The 25,481-nt window shown below is 62.7% G+C and carries 20 protein-coding genes and 1 pseudogene; 14 read left to right on the top strand and 7 right to left on the bottom strand.

The window, feature by feature from the left end:
- Positions 1–189: 189 nt before the first annotated feature.
- The 5 genes from ACYCCG_RS00220 to ACYCCG_RS00200 all read left to right on the top strand — a co-directional run bounded on the left by ACYCCG_RS00220 (position 190) and on the right by ACYCCG_RS00200 (position 8,523).
- The gene (locus ACYCCG_RS00220) at positions 190–1,212 is read left to right on the top strand and encodes a zinc-dependent alcohol dehydrogenase family protein (protein WP_209966470.1); all 1,023 of its coding nucleotides are present in this window, start codon (positions 190–192) and stop codon (positions 1,210–1,212) included.
- 516 nt (positions 1,213–1,728) lie between these two features.
- Complete coding sequence (locus ACYCCG_RS00215) at positions 1,729–3,114, top strand: hypothetical protein (protein WP_209966467.1); 1,386 nt, start codon at positions 1,729–1,731, stop codon at positions 3,112–3,114.
- Positions 3,114–4,469 carry a GntR family transcriptional regulator gene (locus ACYCCG_RS00210; RefSeq protein ID WP_209966465.1) on the top strand — a complete coding sequence of 452 codons (1,356 nt, stop codon included), beginning with the start codon at positions 3,114–3,116 and terminating at the stop codon, positions 4,467–4,469. Before ACYCCG_RS00215 ends, ACYCCG_RS00210 begins: the two co-directional genes overlap by 1 nt.
- Positions 4,470–4,615: 146 nt before the next feature.
- Complete coding sequence (locus ACYCCG_RS00205; RefSeq protein WP_252458942.1) at positions 4,616–6,265, top strand: VRR-NUC domain-containing protein; 1,650 nt, start codon at positions 4,616–4,618, stop codon at positions 6,263–6,265.
- Positions 6,262–8,523: an ATP-dependent DNA helicase gene (locus tag ACYCCG_RS00200; protein ID WP_459669148.1), complete on the top strand. Its 2,262-nt coding sequence runs from the start codon at positions 6,262–6,264 to the stop codon at positions 8,521–8,523. Before ACYCCG_RS00205 ends, ACYCCG_RS00200 begins: the two co-directional genes overlap by 4 nt.
- 99 nt (positions 8,524–8,622) lie before the next feature.
- Here the strand turns inward: ACYCCG_RS00200 and ACYCCG_RS00195 are convergent.
- Positions 8,623–9,804: pseudogene (locus ACYCCG_RS00195) on the bottom strand (NnrS family protein).
- Positions 9,805–10,019: 215 nt separating this feature from the next.
- On the opposite strand from ACYCCG_RS00195, the gene ACYCCG_RS00190 reads away from it, so the two are divergent.
- The 9 genes from ACYCCG_RS00190 (at position 10,020) to ureG (ending at position 16,782) form a co-directional block, all read left to right on the top strand.
- Positions 10,020–10,934, top strand: a complete 915-nt coding sequence (locus ACYCCG_RS00190; RefSeq protein WP_021782337.1) for a site-specific integrase — start codon at positions 10,020–10,022, stop codon at positions 10,932–10,934.
- A gap of 278 nt (positions 10,935–11,212) precedes the next feature.
- Positions 11,213–12,046, top strand: a complete 834-nt coding sequence (locus tag ACYCCG_RS00185; RefSeq protein WP_459669147.1) for an urease accessory protein UreD — start codon at positions 11,213–11,215, stop codon at positions 12,044–12,046.
- 9 nt (positions 12,047–12,055) lie between these two features.
- Positions 12,056–12,358 (top strand): urease subunit gamma, encoded by a 303-nt coding sequence (locus tag ACYCCG_RS00180; RefSeq protein ID WP_003253929.1) that lies wholly within the window; start codon positions 12,056–12,058, stop codon positions 12,356–12,358.
- A gap of 19 nt (positions 12,359–12,377) precedes the next feature.
- Positions 12,378–12,695: an urease subunit beta gene (locus tag ACYCCG_RS00175; RefSeq protein WP_010953752.1), complete on the top strand. Its 318-nt coding sequence runs from the start codon at positions 12,378–12,380 to the stop codon at positions 12,693–12,695.
- On the top strand, positions 12,692–14,395 hold the full coding sequence (ureC, locus tag ACYCCG_RS00170) for an urease subunit alpha (protein ID WP_459669146.1): 1,704 nt from the start codon (positions 12,692–12,694) through the stop codon (positions 14,393–14,395). The genes ACYCCG_RS00175 and ureC overlap by 4 nt, the downstream gene beginning before the upstream one ends.
- A 10-nt stretch (positions 14,396–14,405) precedes the next feature.
- Entirely contained in the window at positions 14,406–14,909 is a 504-nt protein-coding gene (gene ureE, locus ACYCCG_RS00165; RefSeq protein WP_459669144.1) for an urease accessory protein UreE, read from the top strand.
- Positions 14,910–14,927: 18 nt separating this feature from the next.
- Positions 14,928–15,473: a HupE/UreJ family protein gene (locus tag ACYCCG_RS00160; protein ID WP_021782341.1), complete on the top strand. Its 546-nt coding sequence runs from the start codon at positions 14,928–14,930 to the stop codon at positions 15,471–15,473.
- A complete protein-coding gene (locus ACYCCG_RS00155; RefSeq protein WP_209966453.1) occupies positions 15,473–16,147 on the top strand; it encodes an urease accessory protein UreF in 675 nt (224 codons plus the stop codon). The genes ACYCCG_RS00160 and ACYCCG_RS00155 overlap by 1 nt, the downstream gene beginning before the upstream one ends.
- A gap of 11 nt (positions 16,148–16,158) precedes the next feature.
- Positions 16,159–16,782, top strand: coding sequence for an urease accessory protein UreG (gene ureG / locus ACYCCG_RS00150; protein WP_209966451.1), 624 nt, complete (start codon positions 16,159–16,161; stop codon positions 16,780–16,782).
- Positions 16,783–17,967: 1,185 nt separating this feature from the next.
- On the opposite strand, the gene ACYCCG_RS00145 is transcribed toward ureG, so the two are convergent.
- From ACYCCG_RS00145 to ACYCCG_RS00120, 6 genes are all read right to left on the bottom strand, one after another.
- On the bottom strand, positions 17,968–18,696 hold the full coding sequence (locus tag ACYCCG_RS00145) for a DUF899 domain-containing protein (protein ID WP_252458515.1): 729 nt from the start codon (positions 18,694–18,696) through the stop codon (positions 17,968–17,970).
- Between the two features lie 93 nt (positions 18,697–18,789).
- Complete coding sequence (locus ACYCCG_RS00140) at positions 18,790–20,991, bottom strand: LTA synthase family protein (protein WP_459669143.1); 2,202 nt, start codon at positions 20,989–20,991, stop codon at positions 18,790–18,792.
- Positions 20,992–21,126: 135 nt separating this feature from the next.
- Complete coding sequence (locus ACYCCG_RS00135; RefSeq protein WP_209966447.1) at positions 21,127–22,407, bottom strand: hypothetical protein; 1,281 nt, start codon at positions 22,405–22,407, stop codon at positions 21,127–21,129.
- A gap of 46 nt (positions 22,408–22,453) precedes the next feature.
- Entirely contained in the window at positions 22,454–23,206 is a 753-nt protein-coding gene (locus ACYCCG_RS00130; protein WP_209966445.1) for a hypothetical protein, read from the bottom strand.
- Positions 23,207–23,251: 45 nt separating this feature from the next.
- Entirely contained in the window at positions 23,252–23,932 is a 681-nt protein-coding gene (locus ACYCCG_RS00125) for a C39 family peptidase (RefSeq protein WP_209966443.1), read from the bottom strand.
- Between the two features lie 61 nt (positions 23,933–23,993).
- Positions 23,994–25,445 carry a heme utilization protein gene (locus ACYCCG_RS00120; RefSeq protein ID WP_176684011.1) on the bottom strand — a complete coding sequence of 484 codons (1,452 nt, stop codon included), beginning with the start codon at positions 25,443–25,445 and terminating at the stop codon, positions 23,994–23,996.
- Positions 25,446–25,481 lie beyond the last annotated feature (36 nt).

Here is a 25,481-nt window from a genome sequence, read left to right as displayed (position 1 = left end):
TGTGGGGCAGAGGTGAATCTTAAGGCCAAAGGCTGTTACCCTGCACGGGTTTAGGGGGACCAATCGCAGGGAAAGTCAGGTGCCCAATCGATGACAAGCATGTCGACTATTAATGGCCACTGATGGTCTAACGGGCAAAGCCCGGATAGAGTCAGTGGTAATTAGAGGTTCACAAAGGCGAGGTATGCGATGTCCCGCATGATCCGTTTCCACAAGTTCGGCGCTGCTGACGTGCTTCGTTGCGAAGAGCAGGCCGAACCGTCACCCGCTGCCGACGAGGTGCAGATCCGCGTCGAAGCGGTTGGCGTCAGCTGGTATGACGTGCTTTGGCGCCAGAATTTGGCACCGTCCCAGGCACGTCTGCCAGCAGGGATCGGTCACGAAATGGCCGGGGTGGTGACGGCGGTCGGTGAAGGGGTCGATGACATTGCCGTCGGTGACCGGGTTGCCAGTTTCCCGGCAACCAGCGCCAACGACCATCCGGTATATGGCGATGTCATCGTACTGCCGCGTACAGCCATTACTCGCTACCCGAATGTGCTCACCCCGATCGAAGCCAGCGTGCACTACACCCCGCTGCTGATTGCCTATTTCGCCTACGTCGACCTGGCTCGGGCCAAGGCTGGGCAGACAGCATTGGTCACCGATGCCAGCCATTGCGCCGGGCCTGCCTTCGTGCAGCTGGGCAGGGCCCTGGGGCTGAAAGTGTTCGCCGCCACCAAGGAAGCGGCGCAGCGTGACTACCTGCTGGGCTTGGGCGCAGACAAAGTGATTGTCACCGAAGAGCAGGACCTGCTGCTGCAGATTGGCAAGTACACCGATGGCCGTGGTGTGGACATGGTGCTCGATGGCATGGGTGGCCCGCAGATGTCGCTGTTGGGCGATGTGTTGGCGCCGCGTGGCAGCCTGGTGCTGTACGGCCTGCAAGGCGGCAACCAGACACCGTTCCCGGCCTGCGCGGCATTCCAGAAAAACATTCAGTTCTATGTGCACTGCATCGGTAATTTCACCGGCAAGCCAGAGCTTGGCATCAGCCAGGACCAGGTGGCACTGCAGCGTGCCTTGCGCGATATCAACCAGTTCACCGCCGACCAACTGCTGACGCCGCAGATCATCAAGGTGTACCCGTTCGAGCAGGTGGTCGAGGCGCATCGTTACATGGACAAATGCCCGTGCGGCGGGCGGGTGGTGCTGGACATGGCGCAACACTGACGGTTACTGAAATGACCAGCAAACCCGGGCAGCCCCCGGGTTTTTTGTGCGCGGGGTAAAGTGATTCAACTTTTAAAGTAGGATTGTTCCTACAATAAGTTGCGACGCGGACTACATATAAGTCAGTGGTCTTTGGGGTTTCAGAAATATCCCGCCAAATATTCAGCCTTGAACGCTTTTCCCTTGCGAGCCACTGTGAACTGACACGGCCGCTGAATGGTTTTTTTACCGTGAACTGTGTCTTCAATTCGCGCTGCCTCCCTCTCGATAATGGCCCAATGATAGTTTGTGCAAGGAACGTGGGATGAGCATGGCTATGCCTGGTATAGAGCAGCATGTGACAGCGACAGGGCATCGCAGTGGTGGTTTTTTCTCGATGGCCTGGCGACAGTGAAGGGTTCCGTCATTACTTTCATTTGGTTGTAGGAAATTTCTTCTGGGTAAGTTTGGCGCATGTTCAAGTTGAAATGGTTGGTACGGCATGCGCTGGCTGCATGAAGTTGATGAGGTGATTGCGTGACTGCTATTCACGACCAGGCGATGCATTATATCTACCAGCAAGTACTCGAGCGCTTGTTGAACCACATGTCTCAGGCGCAGCGCGCTTCCTTGCAGTTGTTGATACAACGCCTGTTGGTTGCTGCAGGTGGGCCCGAGTACATCGGTACTTTCAGCTTGCAGCTATTGCAAGGTAGCGACCGCCATAGCAGCCGGCTGCTGGCCATGTTGCGTGCCGCGCAACTGAGTATTGCCCTGCGTTCGCCGGTAACCTTCCAGTTGCGGGTATTGGTGGTCAGCCTGCCGGTTGCCGACAGCGCCACGCTGGAAGCTCACGAGCGCAGTTTTAGCGCCCTGTTCATGCAGGATGACCCGCGGGTGCAATTGCAGATGATCGAGGGGCGCGCAGTGGTGCCGTTCAGTCGTCGGCTTTCGGTAATGCCGGAGCGCTGGCTGCTCGCCAGGGATGCGTTGTTGATGTTCGGCCACATGATCGATGCCAGGCCTGAAGCCCTGCTGGGTTGCCGCTTGCACCTGGAGCTGGCGGGGGCCGTGGATCATGCGTTGCAGTCAGCGGTGCCTCCCGATGCATTGGTCACTGCCGTGCCCGGGTTCCAGCGGCGCCGATACCTGGCGTGGGCCCGGCGTAGCCTGCGCCTGGCCGGCGAGCGTGGCCCGCATGCAGTGCACCAGTGCCTGGCGGCACTGGCCCAAGGTCTGAGCCGATTGCACGGCGCTGTTGGGGGCGCACCGGGTGGCCAGCACGGGCTGGTACCGGGCGCCGTACCGGAGCGTGCGACGGTGCGGCTGATTGCTATTGATGACCTGTTACCGCACTTGCTTGAAGAGCAGCAGCTTGACGCGATGCTGGGTTGTCACTTCGAGGCAGCTGCGGATGCTTTGCCGCTGTCTGAGTTCGTCGACTCGCTAGCCACGGCACAGTTGCATGAACTGCGTGCCCGTAGCCTGGAGCCGCAGGCCGGTCGCCCAGCGCTGAAGCTGGCAGGGCAGGCGGGTGGCAGCAAGCAGCGTGACGCCACCCCGTTGCTATTTGGCAAAGCCTACGGCATCAATCAGGCCCAAATGGTGTGCCTGCTGTTCAGCCCGTTTGCCAGGCAGGGGAAAAACCTCGAGCGGTTCTTGCAGTGCCGGCATGCCGATATGGTCGTGGCGTTGCCGTACCTGCACAGGGCCTTGCAAGGCAAACCCTGCCCTGATGCAGTCAAAGCCTGGCTGGTGAACACCAGTGGCCTGCCGTTGGGGCAACTGCGGCAGATTTATGATGGGCAGTTACCGCTGACGGGATGGCGCCTGCTTAACCACCTGGCCCGTCGGGATGTACACCTGAGGTTGCTACCGCAGCAGGCGGTGGGGCGGCGGCGTGGTGTTGCGGGGCTGCCTTGATGGGGCGAGCGGCCCCAGGCGAGTTCGCGTATCGCAAGGTGTATCGCTACCTGGAAGCGTTGATCGACCAGGCTGCGGGCGTTGGCACATGCAGGTTGCCGTCATTGCGTGAGCTGTCCCGGCGGTTACGGGTGTCGTTGGCCACGGTACAGAGTGCCTACAGCCTGCTGGAAGAGGAGGGCCGCGTACATTGCCTGCCGAGGTCGGGTTATTACGTACAGAACGGTGGCAAAGATCAGGCTGTAGAGGTGGCGCGGCAGCCTCCCTTGCCGACTCAGCCACTGTTGGAGCGCATTCTGCTTGGTCATGAACGGCGTTTGGCGCGTCGGCGTGATCGCAGCGTCGCCTCGTGGGAAGCGGTTGGCAGCGCCCGTTTGCGTAGCGCTGTGGCTGAGCGATACACCCGCTGCTCCAACCAGTACTGGCAGGCCGATGACGTCCAGTTGGCCCCCGATGTGCTGGCGTTACTGGAGACACTGCTCAGGGCACTGGCCATGCAAGGTGGTACTGCGTTGGTGCATTCGCCCTGTTGCTGGCAAGTGTTGCGCGCCCTGGGACGTGTCGGCATGCGCGTGCTGGAGGTACCACGGGATGCCCGTGGCAACCCCGAGCTGCACGCTTTGGCCAAGCTGCTTGAGAGCGAGCCGGTAAGCCTGTTGGTCATGCCGTCTTGCCTGGGCATGCCACAAGGGCGGCTGGTTTCACCGTATTATCAGCAGCAGCTTGGGCTGTTGCTTGGCCAACACCCGGTATGGCTGCTGGAAAACGACCTGGACAGCGAGCTCTGTTACGACGGGCCGCCGAGCACACGCCTGCGTGACTGGATCGACCCGCGCTGGCTGTTGGTGATGGGCACGTTCGAGGCCGCGGTGGGGGCAGAGGCGCCGTATGCCTATTTACTGAGCCGTGACACCGTGTTGGCCAAGGCATTCGCCGAGCGAGCGTTTCGGCTTGCGCCGCTACGCTTGCAGGCGCTTGCTCACATGCTCGGCAAGGGGGAAATCGAGACGCAACTGGTCCAACAGCGCACAGACTTGCAAAGGCGCACGCAATACCTGGCGCATGTGCTGCAGTCGCAATTCGGCCAGCGGGTGGTCTTCGAGCTACCGCAAGGAGGGCAAATGCTGTGGGTGAGTTTCCGCCAGCCGCTGGCGTGGGACGGTATTGCCTTGGCGTTGGCCGGCTCTGCATTGCATGCGCTACCGGGCGAGCAGTTCGGCCTGCAGGGGCATTACCCCCAACACCTCGCGCTGATTTGGCTGGGCGGGCACCCGGATGAACTGCAGCGGGCGGTAAGGCGACTGGCGCAGGCGCTTGAGGTGCACTGCGGGCGAAATATCCGCTTCTCGAGTTGAAACCAAGACGCTTGCAGGCGCTGACAGTTGCTGCGAAGGGGCCGACAAGTCAAATGAACGAGTCAACGGGCTGACCCACGGCTCTTGTCAGGTACGCTTTTCTGTATGTATAACCAGTGTCTGTTTTTGCTACCTGATGCTATCCCGTGATTGCCCATTCCGTCGACGACCCGTTCTACTACCTGCATAACTTCCGCCAGGTAGTGTCGTGGGTCGAACAGCGCTACCAGGACCTGCTCGATGACCAGGAACTGGCCTTCATCCGTGCCTTCAGGCAACTGCAAGCGCCATCCCAGGCCTTGATGGTGCGTATGGTCATGCGCAAAGGCGAGTTGTTTCGCAGCGATCGGCTCGACTACGCCGAAATCGGCGATACCGCGCTGGCGCTGCAGCCGTTGCTGGCCCTTGGCTGGGTAAGGGAGCCCGAGCAACTGGAGCTTGAACAGCTGTTCGCGTTGCTGCGCAAAGAAGAGCTGGCCCGCTGCTTCGCCCGGCAACTGAGCCGCCCGCGCGCAGCCAAGCATAAGCTGTTGGCACAATTGCAACCCCTGGCGCTGGCGGCGCGGTCACTGGCCGAATGGTTTCCCGACAGCGAGGTGCGCATTCTGCAGTGGTGCCTGCAACCTCTGTGCGACCGCATGCGCCTGCTGTTCTTCGGCAACCTGTACCAGGACTGGTCAGATTTTGTCCTCGCCGACCTGGGCTTGCTGCGTTACGAGCAGGTACCGTTCAGCTCCGATTCTCGCGCCCTGCAGCAACGTGACGATGTCGACCTGGCCATGGCCCTGCACCAGTGCGCCGAACGCCTGGAGCAGGGCGGTGACCCGGTGCCGATCCTTGCCACCCTGCAGGGCCTGCACAGCGACAACCCCTGGCTGGCCCGGCGCCATGCACGGCTGCAATTCGCCGTGGGCCAACAATGCGAGCGCCTGGGTGAGTGGGACCTGGCCTCGGCCGTGTATGCGCAGTGCAACCATCCCCAGGCGCGCATTCGCCAGGTGAGGGTGCTGGAGCGCAGCGAACAGTGGCACCAGGCCCATGCATTGGCATTGCAACTGGCTGCGGCACCTGCCAACGCGCTGGAGGAGCAGGCGCTGCAGCGCATGCTGCCACGCCTGGCGCGCAAACTTGGCGGCCCGCCACAGCGGCGCCAGCGCACCACGCCGCTGGAACTGATCGAGCTCGAGCTGCCCCGCGGGCATGCTGCGCTGGGCGTTGAAGAAGCCGTGCGTCAGCACCTGATGCAAGAGGGGGGGCAGGCGCATTACGTGGAAAACACGCTGTTCAACAGCCTGTTTGGCCTGTTGTGCTGGGAGGCGATCTTCGCCCCGGTGCCCGGCGCATTCTTCAACCCGTTCCAGGTCGCGCCACAGGACCTGCACGACAGCGACTTCCAGCAACGGCGCAGTGCACTGTTCGAACGCTGCCTCGGGAGGCTAGACGATGGCAGCCACCGCCAGGCGATTCTCGACTGCTACGTGGCCAAACAGGGGCTGCAGTCGCCGTTCGTGTTCTGGTCCATGCTCAGCGAGGCACTGCTGGAGCAGGCCTTGGCTTGCTTGCCGGCCGCTGCGCTCAAGCAATGTTTTCTGCGCCTGTTGCAGGACATTCGCAGCAACCGTGCCGGCATGCCCGACCTGATCCAGTTCTGGCCCGAGCAGGGCCGTTATCGCATGGTCGAGGTCAAGGGGCCCGGTGACCGCCTGCAGGACAATCAGCTGCGCTGGCTGGAGTTCTGCAGGCAACACGGCCTGCCGGTCGCGGTGTGCCACGTGCGCTGGAGCGAAACGCCTTGAGCTACAGCGTAGCGGTGCGCGCCTTGTGTGAGTTCAGCGCCAAGGTTGGCGACCTGGACCTGCGTTTCACGCCGTCGCCCACCGCCCAGGAGGGTATCGAGGGTCATCAGCGGGTGGTAGCACGGCGGGCTGCTGGCTACGAGTCGGAAATCACCCTTGAAGGCCAGTTCGAAACCCTGACGGTGCGGGGCCGTGCCGATGGCTATGACCCTGGCAGCAATCGCCTGGAAGAAATCAAGACGCACCGTGGCGATCTGGCGCGTCAACCGGCCAATCACCGTCAGTTGCACTGGGCACAGGCCAAGGTCTATGGCTGGTTGATGTGCCAGGCGCGACAACTGCCGGCCATCGAGGTGGCGCTGGTGTACCTCGATGTGGACAGCGATGGCCAGACGCTGTTCAGTGAGCACTGTTCGGCTGCCGAGTTGCGGGCCTTCTTCGAAACCCAGTGTCGGCGCTTTCTGGGCTGGGCCCGATTGCAGCAACAACGCTTGGCCGAACGTGACCAAGGCCTGCTGGCGCTGAGTTTCCCGTACCCACAGTTCCGAAAGGGACAGCGGCAGTTGGCTGAAACCTTGTACAAGGCGGTTAGCACCGGCCGTTGCCTGATGGCCCAGGCCAGCACCGGCATTGGCAAGACCCTCGGTACCTTGTTCCCGCTGCTGAAGGCCATGGTGCCGCAGCAGCTGGACAAGCTGTTTTTTCTCACCGCCAAGACACCAGGCCGGGCGCTCGCGCTGGACGCCATGCGCCAGATCACCGATGCCACGCCACAACCTGCGTTGCGCACACTGGAGCTGATCGCTCGCGACAAAGCCTGTGAATACCCGGACAAGGCCTGTCATGGTGAGTCCTGCCCATTGGCCGCAGGCTTCTATGACCGTTTGCCGGCTGCGCGCGAGGCTGCTGCAGCAGTACCGTTGCTCGACCGAGCCAACCTGCGTGAAGTGGCCTTGGCGCACCAGGTATGCCCGTACTACCTGGGCCAGGAGATGGCGCGCTGGGTCGACGTGCTGGTCGCCGACTACAACTACTACTTCGACGCGCATGCGTTGCTGTTCGGCCTTACCCAACTCAACCAGTGGCGAGTGGCAGTGCTGGTGGACGAAGCGCATAACCTGGTCGAGCGTGGGCGCGGCATGTACAGCGCCAGCCTTGACCAGGGCCAGCTGCTGGCGTTGCGCCAGAGCAAACCGCCTGGGCTGGTCAGTGCGCTGGAGCGCCTCAACAGGCAATGGAACGCGCTGTATAAAGAGCAGCGTGCGCCGTACCAGGCCAGCGAGTCGCTGCCTGAAGGGCTGTTGCGCGCCCTGCAGCAGTGCGTTGAGCTGATTCAGGAGCAGATGAACCAGGCGCCCACGCACATGGACCCCCAGGTGTTGCAGTTCTATTTTCAGGCCTTGCAGTTCTGCCGGGTTGCCGAACTGTTCGACGAGCACTTTCTGTTTGACATCAGCCAGCGCCAGGGCCCGCGCAAACGGCGGCTGGCCACCCTGTGCCTGCGCAATGTCACCCCGGCACGGCTGCTGGCACCACGCATGCAGGCGGCGCGCAGTGTGACGCTGTTTTCCGCCACGTTGAGCCCACGGCACTTCTACAGCGACCTGCTAGGCATGCCAGCCGATACCGCCTGGCTGGAAGTGGCCGCCCCGTTCCGTGCCGAACAGCTGGAAGTGCGCATTGCCAGCCAGGTGTCCACCCGTTACCAGCAGCGCCAAGCCTCCCTGGCGCCGATCGTTGACCTGATTGCCCGGCAGTATCAGCGCATGCCGGGTAACTACCTGGCGTTCTTCAGCAGCTTCGAATACCTGCAACAGGTGGCAGGGTTGTTGGCCGAGCGGCATGGTCAGATTCCGCTGTGGGCACAGGCGCCGGGCATGGACGAGGCGGCCCGTCAGGCATTTCTCGATCGCTTTGTCGCCGATGGCCGAGGTGTGGGCTTTGCCGTATTGGGCGGTGCTTTCGGCGAAGGGGTGGATTTACCCGGCACGCGGCTGATTGGCGCGTTTGTCGCCACCCTGGGGCTGCCTCAGGTCAACCCGGTCAACGAGCAGTTCAAACAGCGCCTGGGGCGGCAATTTGGTGCGGGTTTCGATTACGCGTATCTCTACCCGGGCGTGCGCAAGGTTATCCAGGCGGCGGGCCGGGTTATTCGGGGTGACCAGGACCGGGGCGTACTGGTGCTGATTGACGAACGCTTCGCCGAGCCCCGGGTGCAGCAGATGTTTCCAGGGTGGTGGGCGGCGGCTATTGTCTAGCGGTACTTTGCCTTTGGCGATCAGTCGCAATCAGGAGGGTGAGCAAACCACCCACCAAGCTCCCCTCATGGCGCATCGCTGCAATGCGGCCCAAGCGCGTCAACCGGGCATGCCGTCTGCCCGGGGCCGCAGCAGGATCGGCAGGTAATGGCGCAGGAACAGCAGCAACGCAAGGCTCCAGCACAGTGCCGAAACACTTACCCCCAGCGATGTGAACAGCGGCAGAATCACCCGGGCCAGGGTCGCCAGTTGCATCAGGGCAAAGGCCCAGGCAATGCTGGTCGGTACCTGCAATGGCCTGCCGGTGTGGCCCAGGCTGACCCGCGCCATCATGGCCAGGATCAGCCCGGTCATGGCGCCAACGGTCAGCGCGTGGGTCACCAGGCTCGGGCTCAGGGCCACCCCACTGTGCCACAGCGCCATGCCCAGGCAGGCCAGGGCGATCCAGGCGTAGGCCAGGTGCAGCGACCACAGCAACGGTACGCGCCACAGGCCACGGTCGTGCCACAACAGCAGTCGGGTCGCGTGCAGCGCGAACAAGGCAAAAAACAGCACCGCCAGGCTGGCACGGGGCTTATCGGCCAGGCCGGTGGCAAACGCCAGCGGTACTGCCACGCTGAGCAACAGGCAGGCACGGTCCAGCCATGGACGGGCAGGGGCCGCGCCAAGGTGACCCAGGCCACGGCGGGTAAAAAATGGTATGACCCGGCCGCCGAGCACGGTCATCATCGCCGTCACCAGCCACAGCCCGGCAAATATTCCACGACGCTGCCACAGTTCGTCCTGCTGAAATCAGCCGGCCAAGGTCAACCACTGGCAAGCGGCAATCAACAGCACCAGCACCACGATAGGGTAGTTGTTGCGCAGGCGCCGTTGCACGATCGGTCGTGCCAGGCTCAGTGCCACCAATGGCAGGAAGCTACCCTCGACCAGTACCAGCACGCTACCCGGTAGTGGCAGAAACCAGCTCAGCCGGCCCAGCAGCCAAAGCAGGAACAAACCCTGCAGCGCCCGCCCGCTCAAGCCTGGGATGCCGCTCCAGTTCTGCACGGCGGTCAGCAGAAAACCCGCGATAATGGCGGCGGCGAAGCCGTAGAGCATCTCGTGGCGGTGCCAGGCGAGCATGCCGCCGGGCGGGGCAGGGGCCAGTACCCCGGCCAGTACGCCGGCCCACAACAGCAGGGCGATCAGCGCAAACAAACTGCCACCCAGGAAGAACGGGCGAAAACCCAAACCCCAGACGGCTTGGCGCGGGCGTGAAGCAGTGGGTTGCAAGAGCATGGGCGGTCCTTGGTTCGTTCAGTAGGGCTCAATTGGGGTAAGATCACGATCCGTGCCAGTTGCAAAGCCCTTGAATATCAAGGTGATGGCACTTCTCAGGGTCCGAATGACACGCGCGTTTTGCAGTCATTCGGACTAGCTTGTATGTCGTTTTGACTTGCTTCAGGGTTCGCTTGGTTCAGTGCCGGCTGACGCTTCGCTACAGGATTCACGTTTTGTCCGACCTCTCGAAAAATCCGCTGCTGCAGTACATGGCCCGTCTGGCCCCATCCAGCCAGCAAACCATGCGCTACATTCTTCAGGACGCCGCCGACCGGCTAGGTTTCGTCGACTGCAACATCGTCGATGTGCCTTGGCATCGGCTCGAGCCGGGCCATGTGATTGCACTGGTGGCAGCCCTGCGTGCTGATGGCTACGCGCCCAACAGTTCGTCGCTGTACGTCAACGCGATTCGCGGGGTGATGAACGAGGCCTGGCGTCAGGGCCTGATCGACCACGAGCAGCTGTTGCGCATTCGCGAGGTCAAGCCGGCCACAGGCTCCCGTCTGCCGCCAGGGCGCAACCTGCGCCGCAGCCTGATCCGCGAGCTGATGGATGTGTGCGCAGCCGACCCGCGGCCACAGGGGGTACGTGATGCGGCGATCATTGCCTTGCTGTACGGCACCGGCATGCGCAAGTCGGAGTCGGTCGACATCGACCTCGACCAGGTCGACTTCGAGGCGCGCAGCCTGCAGGTAGTGGGCAAGGGCAACCACCAGTTGGTCAAGTATGCACCGCCGTGGGCGTTCGAGAAGCTGCAGGCGTGGCTTGAACTGCGCCGCCAGGACCTGCCTGCCGGGGCGGAGGATGACCCGTTTTTGTTCAACCGCATCCGTCGCGGCAGCCACATTACCCGTGCGCGCATTACCAAGCATGCGATCTACTACATTGCCCGCCAGCGCGGCGCGCAGGTGGGGGTGAAGATCATGCCGCACGATTTTCGCCGGGCATTCATCACCCGGGTGATCGAAGAGCACGACCTGTCGATTGCGCAGAAGCTGGCGCACCATGCCAATATCCAGACCACGGCCATCTATGACCGGCGTGATGACAACGAGCGTCGGCGTGCCGTTGACCGCTTCGATTACTGAGGTTTGATTTTCAGGGGCTGCAAAGCTGCCCCATTTTCACAGGCGCCGGCACCGAAACAGGGCCGGCGTACGCCCCTGCTTTGTGCGCCATCCCCCCGTATGCCCGATGCCAGAGCGGCCGCAGCATAAGTTTCATCATCCTTCACCTGCGGAGTTGGCCCGCAACCTGCTATATCCAGCCTGCGAATTTGATCGAGTGGTCAGGCCGTGCGCGCTGGCAGGCGCCCGCGCCGGACCCTCTAAACGGCCAGCAGGCCACGGATTTCAGGGGCCGCAGGATGTCGCTCGCGGAGCGGATCGAACAACAACAAGACGATGCAGGCTGGAGTGCTCACCTGCAGTTGCGCTTTGTGCAGCGTGACAGCGTGACCCGCCTTGGTGCGTGGAAGCATTTTGGACCTCTTTTGGTGCAGCGGCCTTTTTATCCTGAGGGTGCGCCATGCCATGTCTATGTCCTGCACCCGCCGGGCGGCATCGTCGCCGGCGACCGCCTGGAACTGGACATTCACCTGGAGCCGGGTAGCCATGCGCTGCTGACCATGCCCGGCGCCAGCAAGTTCTATCGCAGCATCGGCCCGACCGCGCGGTTGACCCAGCGCTTTCACCTGACCGCGGGCAGCACTCTGGAGTGGCTGCCGCAGGACAGCATCTTCTTCTCCGGCGCCCGCGCCAGCCTTGCCAGCCGTTTTACCCTCGAGCCGGGCGCCCGCCTGTTGGCTTGGGAAACCCTGTGCCTGGGCCGCCCGGTCATGCACGAGCGTTTCGACCACGGCGCCCTCGACAGCCTTTTGCACATCGTACTGCCTGACGAGGTTGGCCTGCATGAGCGCCTGCGTCTCGAGGGCGGACACCTGGACAAGCTGGGTGGGCATCCGCTACTTGCCACCTTCTGTGCCGCACCGGCCGATCAGACCGTGCTGGAGCAGGTTCGCCCGCTGCTCGATGAACTGGGCAACCCGACCGGTGCGACCCTGCTCGGGTCGTTGCTGGTGATCCGCCTGCTCGACCATGACAACCAACACCTGCAACGCACCCTGCAACGCCTGTGGCATGTGCTGCGTCCGGCCATCCTCGGCCTGCCAGCCTGCCCGCCGCGTATCTGGGCTACCTGAGAGAGCGCCATGGAGCTTACCCCGAGAGAGAAAGACAAACTGCTGCTGTTCACTGCCGCGCTGCTGGCGGAGCGGCGTCTGGCCCGTGGCCTGAAGCTCAACTACCCGGAAGCCGTGGCGCTGATCAGCGCCGCAGTGCTCGAAGGCGCCCGCGATGGCCGCACAGTCGCCGAACTGATGAGCCTGGGGCGCGAAGTGCTGACCCGTGAGCAGGTGATGCCCGGTATCGCTGAAATGCTTCACGACGTGCAGGTCGAAGCGACCTTCCCGGATGGCACCAAGTTGGTGACCGTGCATGACCCCATCGTCTGAAACCGCCAAGGAGCGTTGCATGATCCCAGGTGAAATCCAGGTCGCCGCGGGCGACATCGAGTTGAACAGTGGCCGAGAAACGGTCAGCGTCAGCGTGGCCAACCATGGCGACCGGCCGGTGCAGGTCGGCTCGCACTACCACTTTTACGAGGTCAACGACGCGCTGGTGTTCGACCGTGCGCCCACCCTGGGCTTTCGCCTGGACATTCCGGCCGGCACTGCCGTGCGCTTCGAACCGGGTCAGGCGCGTACCGTGCAACTGGTGGCTTACGCCGGCAAGCGTGAGGTCTATGGTTTTCAGGGCAAAGTGATGGGCGCGCTGGAGGGCAGGGCATGAGCCGTATTTCCCGTCAGGCCTATGCCGACATGTTCGGGCCCACGGTTGGCGACCGCGTGCGCCTGGCCGACACTGCGTTGTGGGTGGAGGTCGAGAAAGACTTCACCATCTACGGCGAAGAGGTGAAGTTCGGCGGCGGCAAGGTCATTCGCGATGGCATGGGGCAGGGCCAGATGCTGGCGGCCGAGGCCATGGACCTGGTGTTGACCAATGCGCTGATCATCGATCACTGGGGCATCGTCAAAGCCGACATCGGTATCAAGCATGGACGCATCGCGCTGATCGGCAAGGCCGGCAACCCCGATGTGCAGCCAGGCGTGAACGTGCCGGTCGGGCCAGGGACCGAGGTGATCGCGGCCGAGGGCAAGATCGTCACCGCCGGAGGTGTCGATTCGCATATCCACTTCATTTGCCCGCAACAGGTGGACGAGGCATTGAACAGCGGTGTCACCACGTTCATCGGCGGCGGAACCGGGCCGGCCACCGGCACCAATGCCACCACCTGCACGCCCGGCCCCTGGTACCTTGCGCGCATGCTGCAGGCCGCCGACAGCTTGCCGATCAACATCGGGTTGCTCGGCAAGGGCAATGCCTCGCAGCCAGAAGCGCTGCGTGAGCAAATTGCCGCAGGTGCTGTCGGGCTCAAACTGCATGAAGACTGGGGCTCTACGCCAGCGGCCATCGACTGCTGCCTGGGCGTGGCCGAGGAAATGGATATCCAGGTGGCGATTCACACCGACACCCTCAACGAGTCGGGCTGTATCGAAGACACGTTGGCGGCCATCGGCGACCGCACCATCCACACCTTCCATACCGAAGGTGCCGGTGGCGGCCATGCCCCGGACATCATCCGTGCAGCGGGGCAGGCCAACGTGCTGCCATCCTCGACCAACCCGACCCTGCCTTACACGATCAATACCGTGGACGAGCACCTGGACATGCTCATGGTCTGCCACCACCTGGACCCCAGCATTGCCGAGGACGTGGCCTTTGCCGAGTCACGCATTCGCCGCGAAACCATCGCTGCCGAGGACATCCTTCACGACATGGGCGCCTTTGCCATGACCTCGTCCGACTCCCAGGCCATGGGGCGTGTTGGCGAGGTGGTGCTGCGCACCTGGCAGGTGGCGCACCAGATGAAGTTGCGCCGCGGGCCGCTGGCACCAGACACCCCTTACAGCGACAACTTCCGGGTCAAGCGCTACATCGCCAAGTACACCATCAACCCGGCACTCACCCACGGCATCGGTCACGAAGTGGGCTCGGTGGAGGTCGGCAAGCTGGCTGACCTGGTGCTGTGGTCGCCAGCGTTCTTTGCGGTCAAGCCGGCCCTGGTGCTCAAGGGCGGGATGATCGTCACTGCGCCAATGGGCGACATCAACGGCTCCATTCCCACCCCCCAGCCGGTGCACTATCGGCCGATGTTCGGCGCTCTGGGCGCGGCGCGGCATGCCACACGCATGACATTCCTGCCCCAGGCGGCAATGAACCGCGGGCTGGCCGAGGAGCTGAACCTGCGCAGCCTGATTGGCGTGGTCAACGGCTGCCGGCGGGTTCGCAAGCCGGACATGGTCCACAACACCCTGCAGCCGCTGATCGAAGTCGATGCGCAGACCTATCAGGTGCGTGCCGATGGCGAGCTGCTGGTCTGCGAACCGGCCAGCGAACTGCCGCTGGCTCAGCGCTATTTCCTGTTCTGAGGAGCCCCCCATGATTGTCTTGAACCGCCGTATCTCCGAACCCGGCACGCGGGTTGTCAGTGGCACTGTGACCCTTGACGTGGACAGCCGTATCAAAAGCCGGCTGCGAGTAACTCTGGACGATGGTCGCGAAGCCGGGCTGATGCTGGAGCGCGGCCACCTGCTGCGCGGAGGTGAATTGCTGGCCGATGCCGAGGGCACCCAGCTGATCCGCGTGCTGGCGGCGCCCGAGGCGGTGTCGACGGTGCGCTGTACCGATCCACACCTGTTGGCCCGCGCCGCCTACCACCTGGGTAACCGCCATGTGCCGCTGCAGATCGAACCCGGGCTGTTGCGCTTCCAGCACGACCATGTGCTGGACGACATGCTGCGGGGGCTGGGCCTGACGGTAGAGACCGAACAGGCCCCGTTCGAGCCTGAAGCGGGTGCTTACCAAAGTGCACCGCATGGCCACAGCCACAGTCATGCCCATGGCCACGATCACCCGTTCGTTCGCCTGCCTGCCCATTCCTGAACTGCCCTGGAGCAACCGATGAAAAAGACTTTCGCCCTGTTTCTGTTGATGCTGGCACTGCCAGCCTTCGCCCATCCAGGCCATGACAGCAACCCGCTGCAGGACGGCCTGCTGCACCCGCTGACCGGGCTCGATCACCTGCTTATGCTGCTGGGCACCGGCGTGCTCGCCGCGTTGACCCGGCGCAACTTGACGTTGCCCCTGGCGACCCTGGCGGCCATGTTCGGTGGTGCCGTGTGCGGTCACCTGTTCGGCGATGTGCTGGGCATGGAGACCCTGATTGCCGTGTCGCTGCTGGTGGCTGCCGGGGCGGTGCTGCTGCCGAGCCGCCAGTTGCTGCTGGCCATGGCCATGCCGGTGTTCGCCCTGTTCCATGGCTGGGCCCATGGCGTGGAAGCCACGCCGAGCGCTTTCTGGCAATTCAGCGCGGGGTTTGTCGCGGTCAGCGGCTTGCTGCTGGCGGCAGGCTTTGCAATCGGTTGCCTGCTGCGCCGCCACAGCGGCCTGCAGAAGGCCTTTGGCGGTGGCCTGTTGGCCGGCGCCGCGCTGGTGCTGGCCGGTTGATGAACAGCGACCTGGCGCTGCTGCGCCTGCTGCAGTTGGCCAGCCCCGGCTTGCCAGTGGGTGGTTTTACCTATTCGCAAGGTCTGGAGTGGGCGGTCGAGGCCGGCTGGGTTCGCGGCGTGGACAGCTTTGCCAGCTGGCAGCGTGAGCAGCTTCACGACACCTTGGCTTGTCTTGACTGGCCGGTGTTGGCGCGCCTGTATCACGCCTGCCAGGCCGAGGACGCCGAAGCGTTCTACCACTGGAGCCGGTTCTTGCTGGCCAACCGCGAAACCGCCGAGCTGCGCCTGGAAGAACAACAGCGCGGCGCGGCGCTGGCGCGGTTGCTCGACGGTTGGCAACTGGGCCAGGCACCGGCCTGGCGCACCAGCCTTGAGCTGACCCAGTTGGGTGGCATGGCCTGGCTGGCCGCGCACTGGGCCATCCCGTTGCGCCAACTGGCATTGGGCCATGGCTTTGCCTGGCTGGAGGGTGCGGTCATGGCCGGGGTCAAGCTGGTGCCGTTCGGCCAGCAGGCTGCCCAGACCTTGCTGCGCGACCTTGGCGCCGACTTGCCCGCTGCACTGGACCAGGCGCTGGCCCTGGGCGATGACCAGCTCGGCGGCGGCCTGCCGCTGCTGGCCATCGCTTCATCGCGTCACGAAACCCAATACACCCGTTTGTTCCGTTCCTGAGGACTGCCTGCATGCAAAGCTATCAACAACCCCTGCGCGTCGGTGTCGGCGGCCCGGTCGGCTCTGGCAAGACCGCACTGCTGGAAGCGCTGTGCAAGGCCATGCGCGATCACTACCAGATTGCCGTGGTTACCAACGATATCTATACCAAGGAAGACCAGCGTATTCTCACCGAGGCCGGCGCCCTTGAGCCGGAGCGCATCGTCGGCGTGGAGACCGGCGGCTGCCCGCACACGGCCATTCGTGAAGACGCGTCGATGAACCTGGCGGCGGTCGAGGCGCTGGCGCGCAAGTTCGGTAACCTCGAAGTCATTTTCGTGGAAAGTGGCGGTGACAACCTCAGCGCCACGTTCAGCCCGGAGCTGGCCGACTTGACCATCTACGTGATCGACGTGGCCGAGGGCGAGAAGATCCCGCGCAAGGGCGGCCCAGGCATTACCAAGTCTGACTTCCTGGTGATCAACAAGACCGATCTGGCGCCTTACGTCGGGGCTTCACTGGAAGTGATGGAGCGCGACACCCGGCGCATGCGGCCGCAGCGGCCCTGGACCTTCAGTAACCTGAAGAAGGGCGAGGGGTTGCAGGCGGTGATCGATTTTATCGTCGAGCGCGGGATGCTGGGTGTGCGAGCCTGACAGATCGAGGTCTCTGTGCGGGCATGTCCGCGAAGAAACCAACGCAGTGGATGGCACCGGCTCCGCCGGTGTTCGCGGGTGAACCCGCTCCTACGACGGCCTGTGTCCACCACCGATCATCAGTGTGTAGGAGCGGGTTTACCCGCGAATACGGTGGCGGCGGCAACGGTGAACGGCCAGGGACATTGGCCAGCAGGCCCGGCCCTTTCGCGGGTGAACCCGCTCCTACGATGGCCTGTGTCCAACCCCCGATGTGCGTCCGTCACCGATCAGGCGTAGGGGCGGGTTTACCCGCGAATACGGTGGCGGCGGCAACGGTGAATGACCAGGAATATTAGCCAGCAGGCCCGGCCCGTTCGCGGGTGACCCCGCACCTACGATGGCCTGTGTCTCCCCCCGATGTGCGTCCGTCACCGATCAGGCGTAGGAGCGGGTTTACCCGCGAATACGGTGGCGGCGGCAACGGTGAATGACCAGGAATATTAGCCAGCAGGCCCGGCCCGTTCGCGAGTGACCCCGCACCTACGATGGCCTGTGTCCAACCCCCGATGTGTGTCCACCACCGATCTGTGTAGGAGCGGGTTTACCCGCGAATACGGTAGCGGCGGCAACCGTGAACGGCTGGTGGAAATTGGCCAGCAGGGCCGGCCCTTTCGCGGGTAAACCCGCTCCTACGGCGGCCTGTGTCCAACCCCCGATGTGTGTCCACCACCGATCTGTGTAGGGGCGGGTTTACCCGCGAATACGGTGGCGGCGGCAACAGTGAATGACCAGGAATATTAGCCAGCAGGCCCGACCCGTTCGCGGGTGACCCCGCACCTACGATGGCCTGTGTCCCCCCCTGATGTGCATCCGTCACCGATCAGGCGTAGGAGCGGGTTTACCCGCGAATACGGTGGCGGCGGCAACAGTGAATGACCAGGAATATTAGCCAGCAGGCCCGACCCGTTCGCGGGTGACCCCGCACCTACGATGGCCTGTGCCCCCCGATGTGCGTCCGTCACCGATCAGGCGTAGGAGCGGGTTTACCCGCGAATACGGTGGCGGCGGTAACGGTGAACGGCCAGGGATATTGGCCAGCAGGCCCGGCCCTTTCGCGGGTGAACCCGCTCCTACGGGCGACTGCGCAGGCCTTCAAGTGTTGAGCAGGACAGTTACCCCCCACAGGTGCGTGTGTCGCCTGCATCATCTGTGACAGCAGTGAGGCTTTTCCGTTTGCCCTTCATAGCGGTCATGGTGCCGCACCCAGTCCATAGTCCCACCTTCGTTGCGCCCCAGTGGCGCAATGTCGAGGAAGTTGTAGGTGTTGACCAGAATGTCCAGCCCGCGGGCGTAGGTCGAGTAGGTGTGGTACACGCTGCCGTCGGTTTCGCGGAAAAACGCACTCAAGCCGGGCAGCTCGCTTTCATTACCCTCATACGGCTCATAGTTATACTGGCGCTGGCCTTCGCGGCCGACACTGACACCAAAGTCCTCGTTGAAGTCGCTTCCATTCGATGAATACCACGGAAACAGCCAGCCCATGCGCCGGCGAAATGCCTGGAATTCGGCATACGGCGCCCGTGACACCGCCACCAGCGACACATCGTGGTGTGCCAGGTGCAGGTTGGCGCCGTCAAAGTGGTCGGCCAGAAAAGAGCAGCCAGGGCAGCCCTCGCTCCAGCCCTCGGCGAACATGAAGTGGTAAAGCAGCAACTGGCTGCGGCCTGCGAACAGGTCGGCCAGGCTCAACGCGCCGTTTGGCCCGAAGAAGCGGTAATCCTGTTCGACCTTTACCCATGGCAGGGCGCGACGGGCTGCGGCTAGCGCGTCGCGGTGGTGGGTAAACGCTTTTTCGTGCAGCCACAGTTGCTGGCGAGCCGCCAGCCACTGGCTGCGGGAAACCACCGGGTGCCTGCTTTCGCTGGTGCTCATGGTGCTGTCTCCTCGCTGGGGATTCACACCTTGGTCGACTACGGCCGGGTCGAATCGACAGGCACCGGTGGCCGGGCGATGAGCGGTACCGGCTCATCCCGAGTGGGCGATATGCCCCTCGGCCAGTTCATCGGCGCCGTCATCCTCGCCAGGCAGGGCGGTGATCACGCTGAAATCGCTGACTTCTACCTTGCCGCCGCCATAGCCCAGCAAATGGAAGGAAAACGCCTTGCGTTCGGTCGGGTTGTCGAAGCTGAACTCCATCTCCAGGGGCGCGTCGGCGGTGACCTTTACCTCTTCTGGCAGGCCTAACGGCACGTCCTGTTCCAACTGCTTGGCCTTGAGCCGTATATAGGCCGCACGTTTGGGATCCAGCGAGCGTACCTTGACCCGCACGCGGGTGTGCGAGCCTCCAGGCATTTCCAGGTACTGGGCGCCAATCAGGTTGTCGGCCCAGTCATCGTGAATGCGCTTGCGCAACTTGATCGGCGAAGGGCCGCCGAACTGGTAACGCAGGTTGAGCGGGGTTTGCAGCAGGGATTGGTCGAGCACCCCGACCAGGGCGCCGATCTGCTGGCCCAGCAGGCTGTCGGCCGGACCGAGGTAGCGGGCCTGGTCGGCGATGAAACCTTCACTGGCATAACGCCGGCAGCGCTGCTGGAAGTCACATTCGGTGAACAGGCCCTGGCCGTTGTGGTAGCGCAGCATGCCGTTGGTGTAGGAGATCATTTCGCGGCCGTTGTCGTAGTCGCGGTACAACGAGCGGCCGCCAAGCGCGACAGGAATGGGCAGTGCGAAGTAGTCGAGCAGCGAGGTGGCCAGGTCGATATGGCCGTAAGTGCCGTGCTTGATGGTTGGCAGTTGGGCCTGCTCCGGCGCCAGGGTAAGGTTGAAACCCCAGGACGAGGCCAGGCGCACGCCATCGATGCCGTGGGACTCGTCGGAAGTCAGCACCACCAGTGTGTCCTTGAGGACGCCCTGGCGCTCGAGGTTGTCAAGAAATGCCCCGACCGCGTCATCCAGATAGGCGACCGCTGCCTGTTTCGCTGTGTCGTAGCGCTTGAGGTACTCGGCCGGCGCCGAATAGGGCTGGTGGGTGCCCACGGTGAGCAGCGTCAGCATCCATGGCTTGTCCTGCTTCTGCAACTGGCCCACATAGCCCAGGGCGCCTTCGAAGAAAGCGCGGTCATCCTTGCCCCATGGGAAGTTCAGGTAGTTCTTGTTGCTGAACCACTCCTGGCCATGCACCGAATCGAAACCGATGTGCGGCATGATGCGGTCTTTGGCCATGAAGCGCAGGCCCGCGCCTTGCAGGTAGTGGGTGGTGAAACCGGCCTGGCGCAATTGTGCCGGCAGGCAGGCCTGGTTGCGTGCGTTCTGGGTCAGCAGTTCCACGCCCTTGGGCGTGCCATTGGCCAGCTTGTCGTAATCGCCGCACAGCATCGCATACAGGCCACGGATGGTCTGGTGGGTGTGCAGCACGTAGTCTGGGGTGTTCATGCCGCGCTCGGCCCACTTGCTGAGCCTGGGCATCAAGTCCTCATTGAAACGGCTGTTCAGCGCCTGGCGGTTAGGCCGCAGGTAGGCGCCCGGGATGCCTTCCATGGTAATCACCAGCAGGTTGCGGGCGCTTCCCGGGCCGGCAAGCAGCCTTTGCCCATGCAGGTCGGATTGAGTCAGGCCGCTGCTGGCGAGCGGGGTGAAGGTTTGCGTGCGGCCCATCCAGCCTTCGACCTGGCGTTGCAGGTTACCGACCCCGGCAGACATCAACTGGTGGGGGAGGTTGTATTGCCGCCACTGGTCGGCATCGGAAGGTAGCAACTGCTGGCTGCCCCAGTGCGTGCCAAACAGCAGTACGGGTATGGCCCAGGCCTTGTGCGGCAGTGGCTGGCTGGCCTGTGCACGGCTGCGCCATGCGAAGGCCAGCCAGGCCAGCAAGCCGCCACCCAGAGCCCAGGGCAGCCAGGCATGGGCCAGGCTGCCACCGGTCGAATTCTCCATGAACTGCGGGTCGACCAGGTAGTTCAGGTCGGCGCTGGTGGGCAGTCGGCCCACTGCGCTCACCAGTTCGGCCGAGGCCACCCACAGCGCCGCCCAGGCCAGCAGCACGGGCAACGCAAGCCACCACGGCCTGCGGTGTAGCAGCACGATCAACAGGCTGCCGAGGGCGAGGTCTGACAGGTAGCCGAACGGGTTGGACCAACCCAGCATGGCGCGCGTACCCAGTGGGATCACCAACACCAGGGCCGCCAAAGCGGCAAGCCGGGTGCGTGGGTGGTCGGACAGGCTCTTCACAAAAACTTCCCTTTTGCCATTAAATCGTCATGCATCTGTGCTTGATGATAACAGGCCAGGCCAGGGAAGGCGGTCGATTACAAGGTTGGTAACCAAAGCCGGGGTCGTTCGCACAGCCCCGGCCGATGGCAACTATCAGAAGTAATAAGGGAATTTCAGGCTGAAGGAAAAGTCAGGTGCATCATCGGTCAGACCAATGGACAGGTTGGGCACGATAGTCAGGTTTTTGCTGGCGGCGAAGGTCATGCCAATGTTGAAGTTGGCGGCGTTGTAGTCACTGTTGGAAATCGATTGCCAGTCGCCGCCATCAGGTTTGATCTTGCTCTTGCGGGCGAACTGGTCGGATACCGAGAACGACATGCTCATCTTTTCGTTCAGGGCAAAGGCGATGCCGCCGCCGATCTGCCACGAGTCGCCAAGCTTGACGTCACCCGGTACCTTGCTGTTCACCTGCGGACTGATGTCGCTGAACGAGTCTTGCATGTTGTAGGTGTAGGACAGGCTGCCGAACAGCACGGCCGGGTCGAAGGTCTTGACCAGCGAGATGCCCGGTGTGATCGACCATACACCGTTGCCAGTCGGTAGGCTTTCCGGTACCGCGAGGTTGTTGTTGCCATCCACCTCACGCAGTTTGATGCCATAGGGGTCCTTGCCGGTCGGTGCCTTTATTCGCAGGGTGGCCACTGCGTCCGGCCAGGTTTCGTCCTCGTCGAGGAATTTATAGGCCACCCCAACGTTGATATCGCCGATTTCCGGGTCGCGGGTCACGCTGGCATCGGAGGTGGTTGCCCCGGCCCCTCCCGCACCGCCAGACGAGTAGGTGGACTCGCGGTAGACCACGGGGACGTTGATATCGAACTGCCAGCGCTGTGCCAGGTTATAGCGCGCGGTCATGTCCAGGGTCCAGTTGTCAGCCTTGATCCGGTCGAGGTTGATGCTGCCGAGGAAGATCGAGTCCAGTGCCAGAAAGCCATTGAGGGTCAGCGCACGGGTATCGTAATGGGTATAGGTGAGGCCGGTTTCGAAGCTGAACTTGCCCCCGCCAAAGAATCCGCTGGCTTCGTCATACAGGTTGGTAACGCTTTGCGCCGGCTGGGAGTCGGCCGTCAGTGCCTGACCGTAGGAGCTACCTGAAGTGCCCGGTGCCCCAGAGGCAACGGTTTGCGCACCTTTTACCCCCTCGGCGGGAGACTTGACCAGGCGTCTGGGTTGCGTTGCTGCAGGGGCCTCTTCGACCTGGCGTACACGTTGTTCCAGCACCATCAGTGCCTGTTGCTGTGCCTCATAGCGGCGTTTGAGTTCAGTCAGTTCCTGTTTCAGCGCTTCGACCTGTGGGTCAGCGGCTGCGTAAAGTGCTGTGGCTGGGGCCAAGGCAGTCAAGCACACAAAAGCTCTGAGCGTAAAAGATCGGTACATGGAGTTGCCGTCCCTTCCAACTACTTTCGATGAGACTGAGCGTAGATCAGTATCCGAAGGTGCGAAGACCTTTGAGCTGGTCGAGGCTACCGCTGAGCGAAGCCGCTGTCGGCACGCTCTCACGCATGACAACGTTCAGGCTGGTGACGTTGTTGACCAGGTTACCGTTGCCGAGCAGCGTCGAGTTCTGCAGCAGGCCACCCTGGGCCAGGCGTTGCACGCTGCTGCCCTGGTTGTTGCTGGCATTGATGTTGAGCTGCACGCCCACACCGCTGGAAGACACACTGAGTGCGCCGGCGCCATTTTCCCCAACCAGGGTCTGGCCGGCGGCCAGTACCTGGCCGTGCTGTTGTACGGCGGGGGCCTGGTTGGCTTTGGTCACGTTGATATCGACGTTGTTGTAAGCGGCGTTGTTGTCACCGGCTGCACGCACCACCTGGGTCACACCTTCGGTGGTGGTCAGGCCGTTGCCGCCCGTTACCACGCCAGTCCCGGCAGCAGAAGCGCTGCTCGGCGCCTTACCTGCGCCTTTTTTATCAATCATCGATACATAGAACTGGGGCTTGATGGTCGATTGCTGAACCTGCAGCGTGGACGTTGCCCCGATCACATCCCCTTTGGCATTTTGCCAGGTGCTGGACATGATGATACCGAAGCTCACGATTCGTCCGGGCATCACATAGCGGCCCCGCAGGTTCGCCAGCTCCTGGTCCTTCAGTTCGATGGGTTTGAATGCCTCTGCGTGACTGGGCAGGCTGGCTGCCAGACAGGCCATGGCCAACCACAATGAAGTCTTCATGAAATGCTCCCTGGAGCATCATGCTCCTTGTCATTAGAACAGTCGTTAGAAGAAGTCGCTTCTGATGAAGCCGAAGTCCAGCAGCTCTGAGTCCTGCACGGGGGTGAAGTTGTTCACCCGGCCCTTGGCGGTCAGTGGCAGGGGCGGGTCGAGCAGGATGTTGTTCTTGTCGTAACCCTGGCCGATCACCGCGAAGATGATGCCGTTCCAGCCCTTGAGGAAATCGTCGACCTTGTATCGCTTGTGGCCCAGCACCGGGTCACCGATGTACACCCAGCCTTTGTCGACCTTCTGCATGACCACGAAGTGCTTGTAGCCGCGCACATCCATCAGTACCACGACGGGAATGCGCACGCTTTGCAGGGTTTCGGGCGCCACCCGGTAACCGCGGGCACGCATCCCGAGGCTTTCGATATAGCGCTTCATGTCGAGCATCGAGAAGCCTTGCGTGCGCACAAGGTCCTGGTCGGCGTGGGCCAGCATGCCTTCGATGATCTGATGTTCGTCCACGTCCAGCCAGTAGGCCTGACGCAGGATGGTTGCCAGTGCGGCGGCGCCGCAGCTGAAGTCGGTCTTTTGTTGCACCAGGTCGGCGAACTTGCGTTCACGCAAGCTCTGGATCGGTTTGAACACCACGGCGCCGCCCGGCAGGACGGACAGGGGCATTTGTGCAGCTTCGCTCACGCTGGCCAGGCACAGCAAAAACGCCAAGGCGAAAATACGCATGATCGGGTGCCTTACGGTGTGTTGAAGAAAGGCCCCCCGAAGGGGGCCTCAAGCACAGCGGTCAGAACGAGGTGTTGGAGATGGCCAGCGAGTTGCTTTGCTGGTTGCCCACACCGGCTGCTACGTTGACGCCCAGGTTACCGCTGCCACCATTCACCGAACCGCTAAGGGTTGCAGTGTTGGTAACTGGGTTGGCCCAGCCGGTCGGGGTCAGCACTTGGAAGGACACAGTATTGCTCAAGTCGTAAGCGCTGCTTTCGCTGTAGCTCTTCGAAACGTCGTTCGAGGATTGTTTCGATTGCTCGCCAGACTTCGAGAAGTCGGACGCCGAAGCATTCTCGTACGAAGAGTCGTGAGACTTGGAGTACGAAGAGTCCTTGGACTTGTCATACGCCGATTCACGCGACTTGTCGTAGTTGGAGTCGAATGCTTTCTCGAACGACGAGTCGTATGCACTTTCGCGCGACTTGTCGACCGATGCATCCAGCGATGCACTCAGCGAGCCATCGAAGGACTTGGAGTGGGAGCGCTCATAACGGCCATAGTCGGTGGTATGGGTACGCGTGGCGTTAACTTCAGCGTCCAGCGAAGCTGCCAGGCTGGCGCTGCTCGACGCGCTGTGGCTGCCGCTGGCAGAGCCACTGGCACCCCAACCGCTCGAGCCACTTGCGCTCGAGTTGTGGGAGCCGCTGGCATTGCTGGAATGCGAGCCGCTGGAGTCCCAGCCACTGGAGCCGCTGGAGCTGGCGCTATGCGCACCGGCGAGGCTGAAGCTCGAGGACGAGCTGCGGTCGTCGGTCGAGTTGAACGAGCCATCACGCGAGCTTGAACCGCTGGCCGACTTGGTGATGGTAATCGTATCCACCCGGTAGGTGCGGTCAGCGCTATTGTTTACAATCAGGCCTGGACCGTCCTGATTGGCCGACGCGGTGGCGGTGGCGTTACCCAACGGTGCACCGGTGTTGGCGATGGCCATGGTGTTTTTCTGCTGGTTGAGGTCGCCACCGGCAATGTTGATGCCAATGTTGCCCTCAGCCCCGCTGGCTGAGCCGCTCATCACAGCCGAAGACTGGGTCGAGTAGTTGTCGACCCGGTTGTTTCTGCTGGTTTGCACAACGTCAGCCGTGGCATTGGCCATGCCGAACACGAAGCTGTTGTCCAGGCTCGAGTCAGAGCCTGCGTTGGCAATGGCAGCGGCGTTATCTTGCTGGTTGCCGTTACCGGCCGCCACGTTTATGCCAACGTTGCCGCTGGAGCCGGTGCCAGAGTCACTCATCTCGGCATCGTTGATGGTGCCTTGGTTGGTGATGCGGTTACGCGTGCTGGTTTGGGTATCCCAGGCATTGGCCGTTGCATACACAGGGATCTTGGTGGGTGGAGGCGTGTGATGACCATTGTTATGGTGGCCGTTATGGTGGTCATTACGCCGATCATTTTGCCCAGCTTGTACAGCAACAGCCATGACCGCAGCAATTGCGAAAACCAGAGGCTTGATTGCCATCGAGGGTTTCATGGTGATTCTCCGTACGCTATTAGGTTAAGTGTCGTT

Source organism: Pseudomonas sp. VEM90, from assembly GCF_054611535.1.
This window is presented reverse-complemented; position numbering and strand designations above follow the sequence as displayed.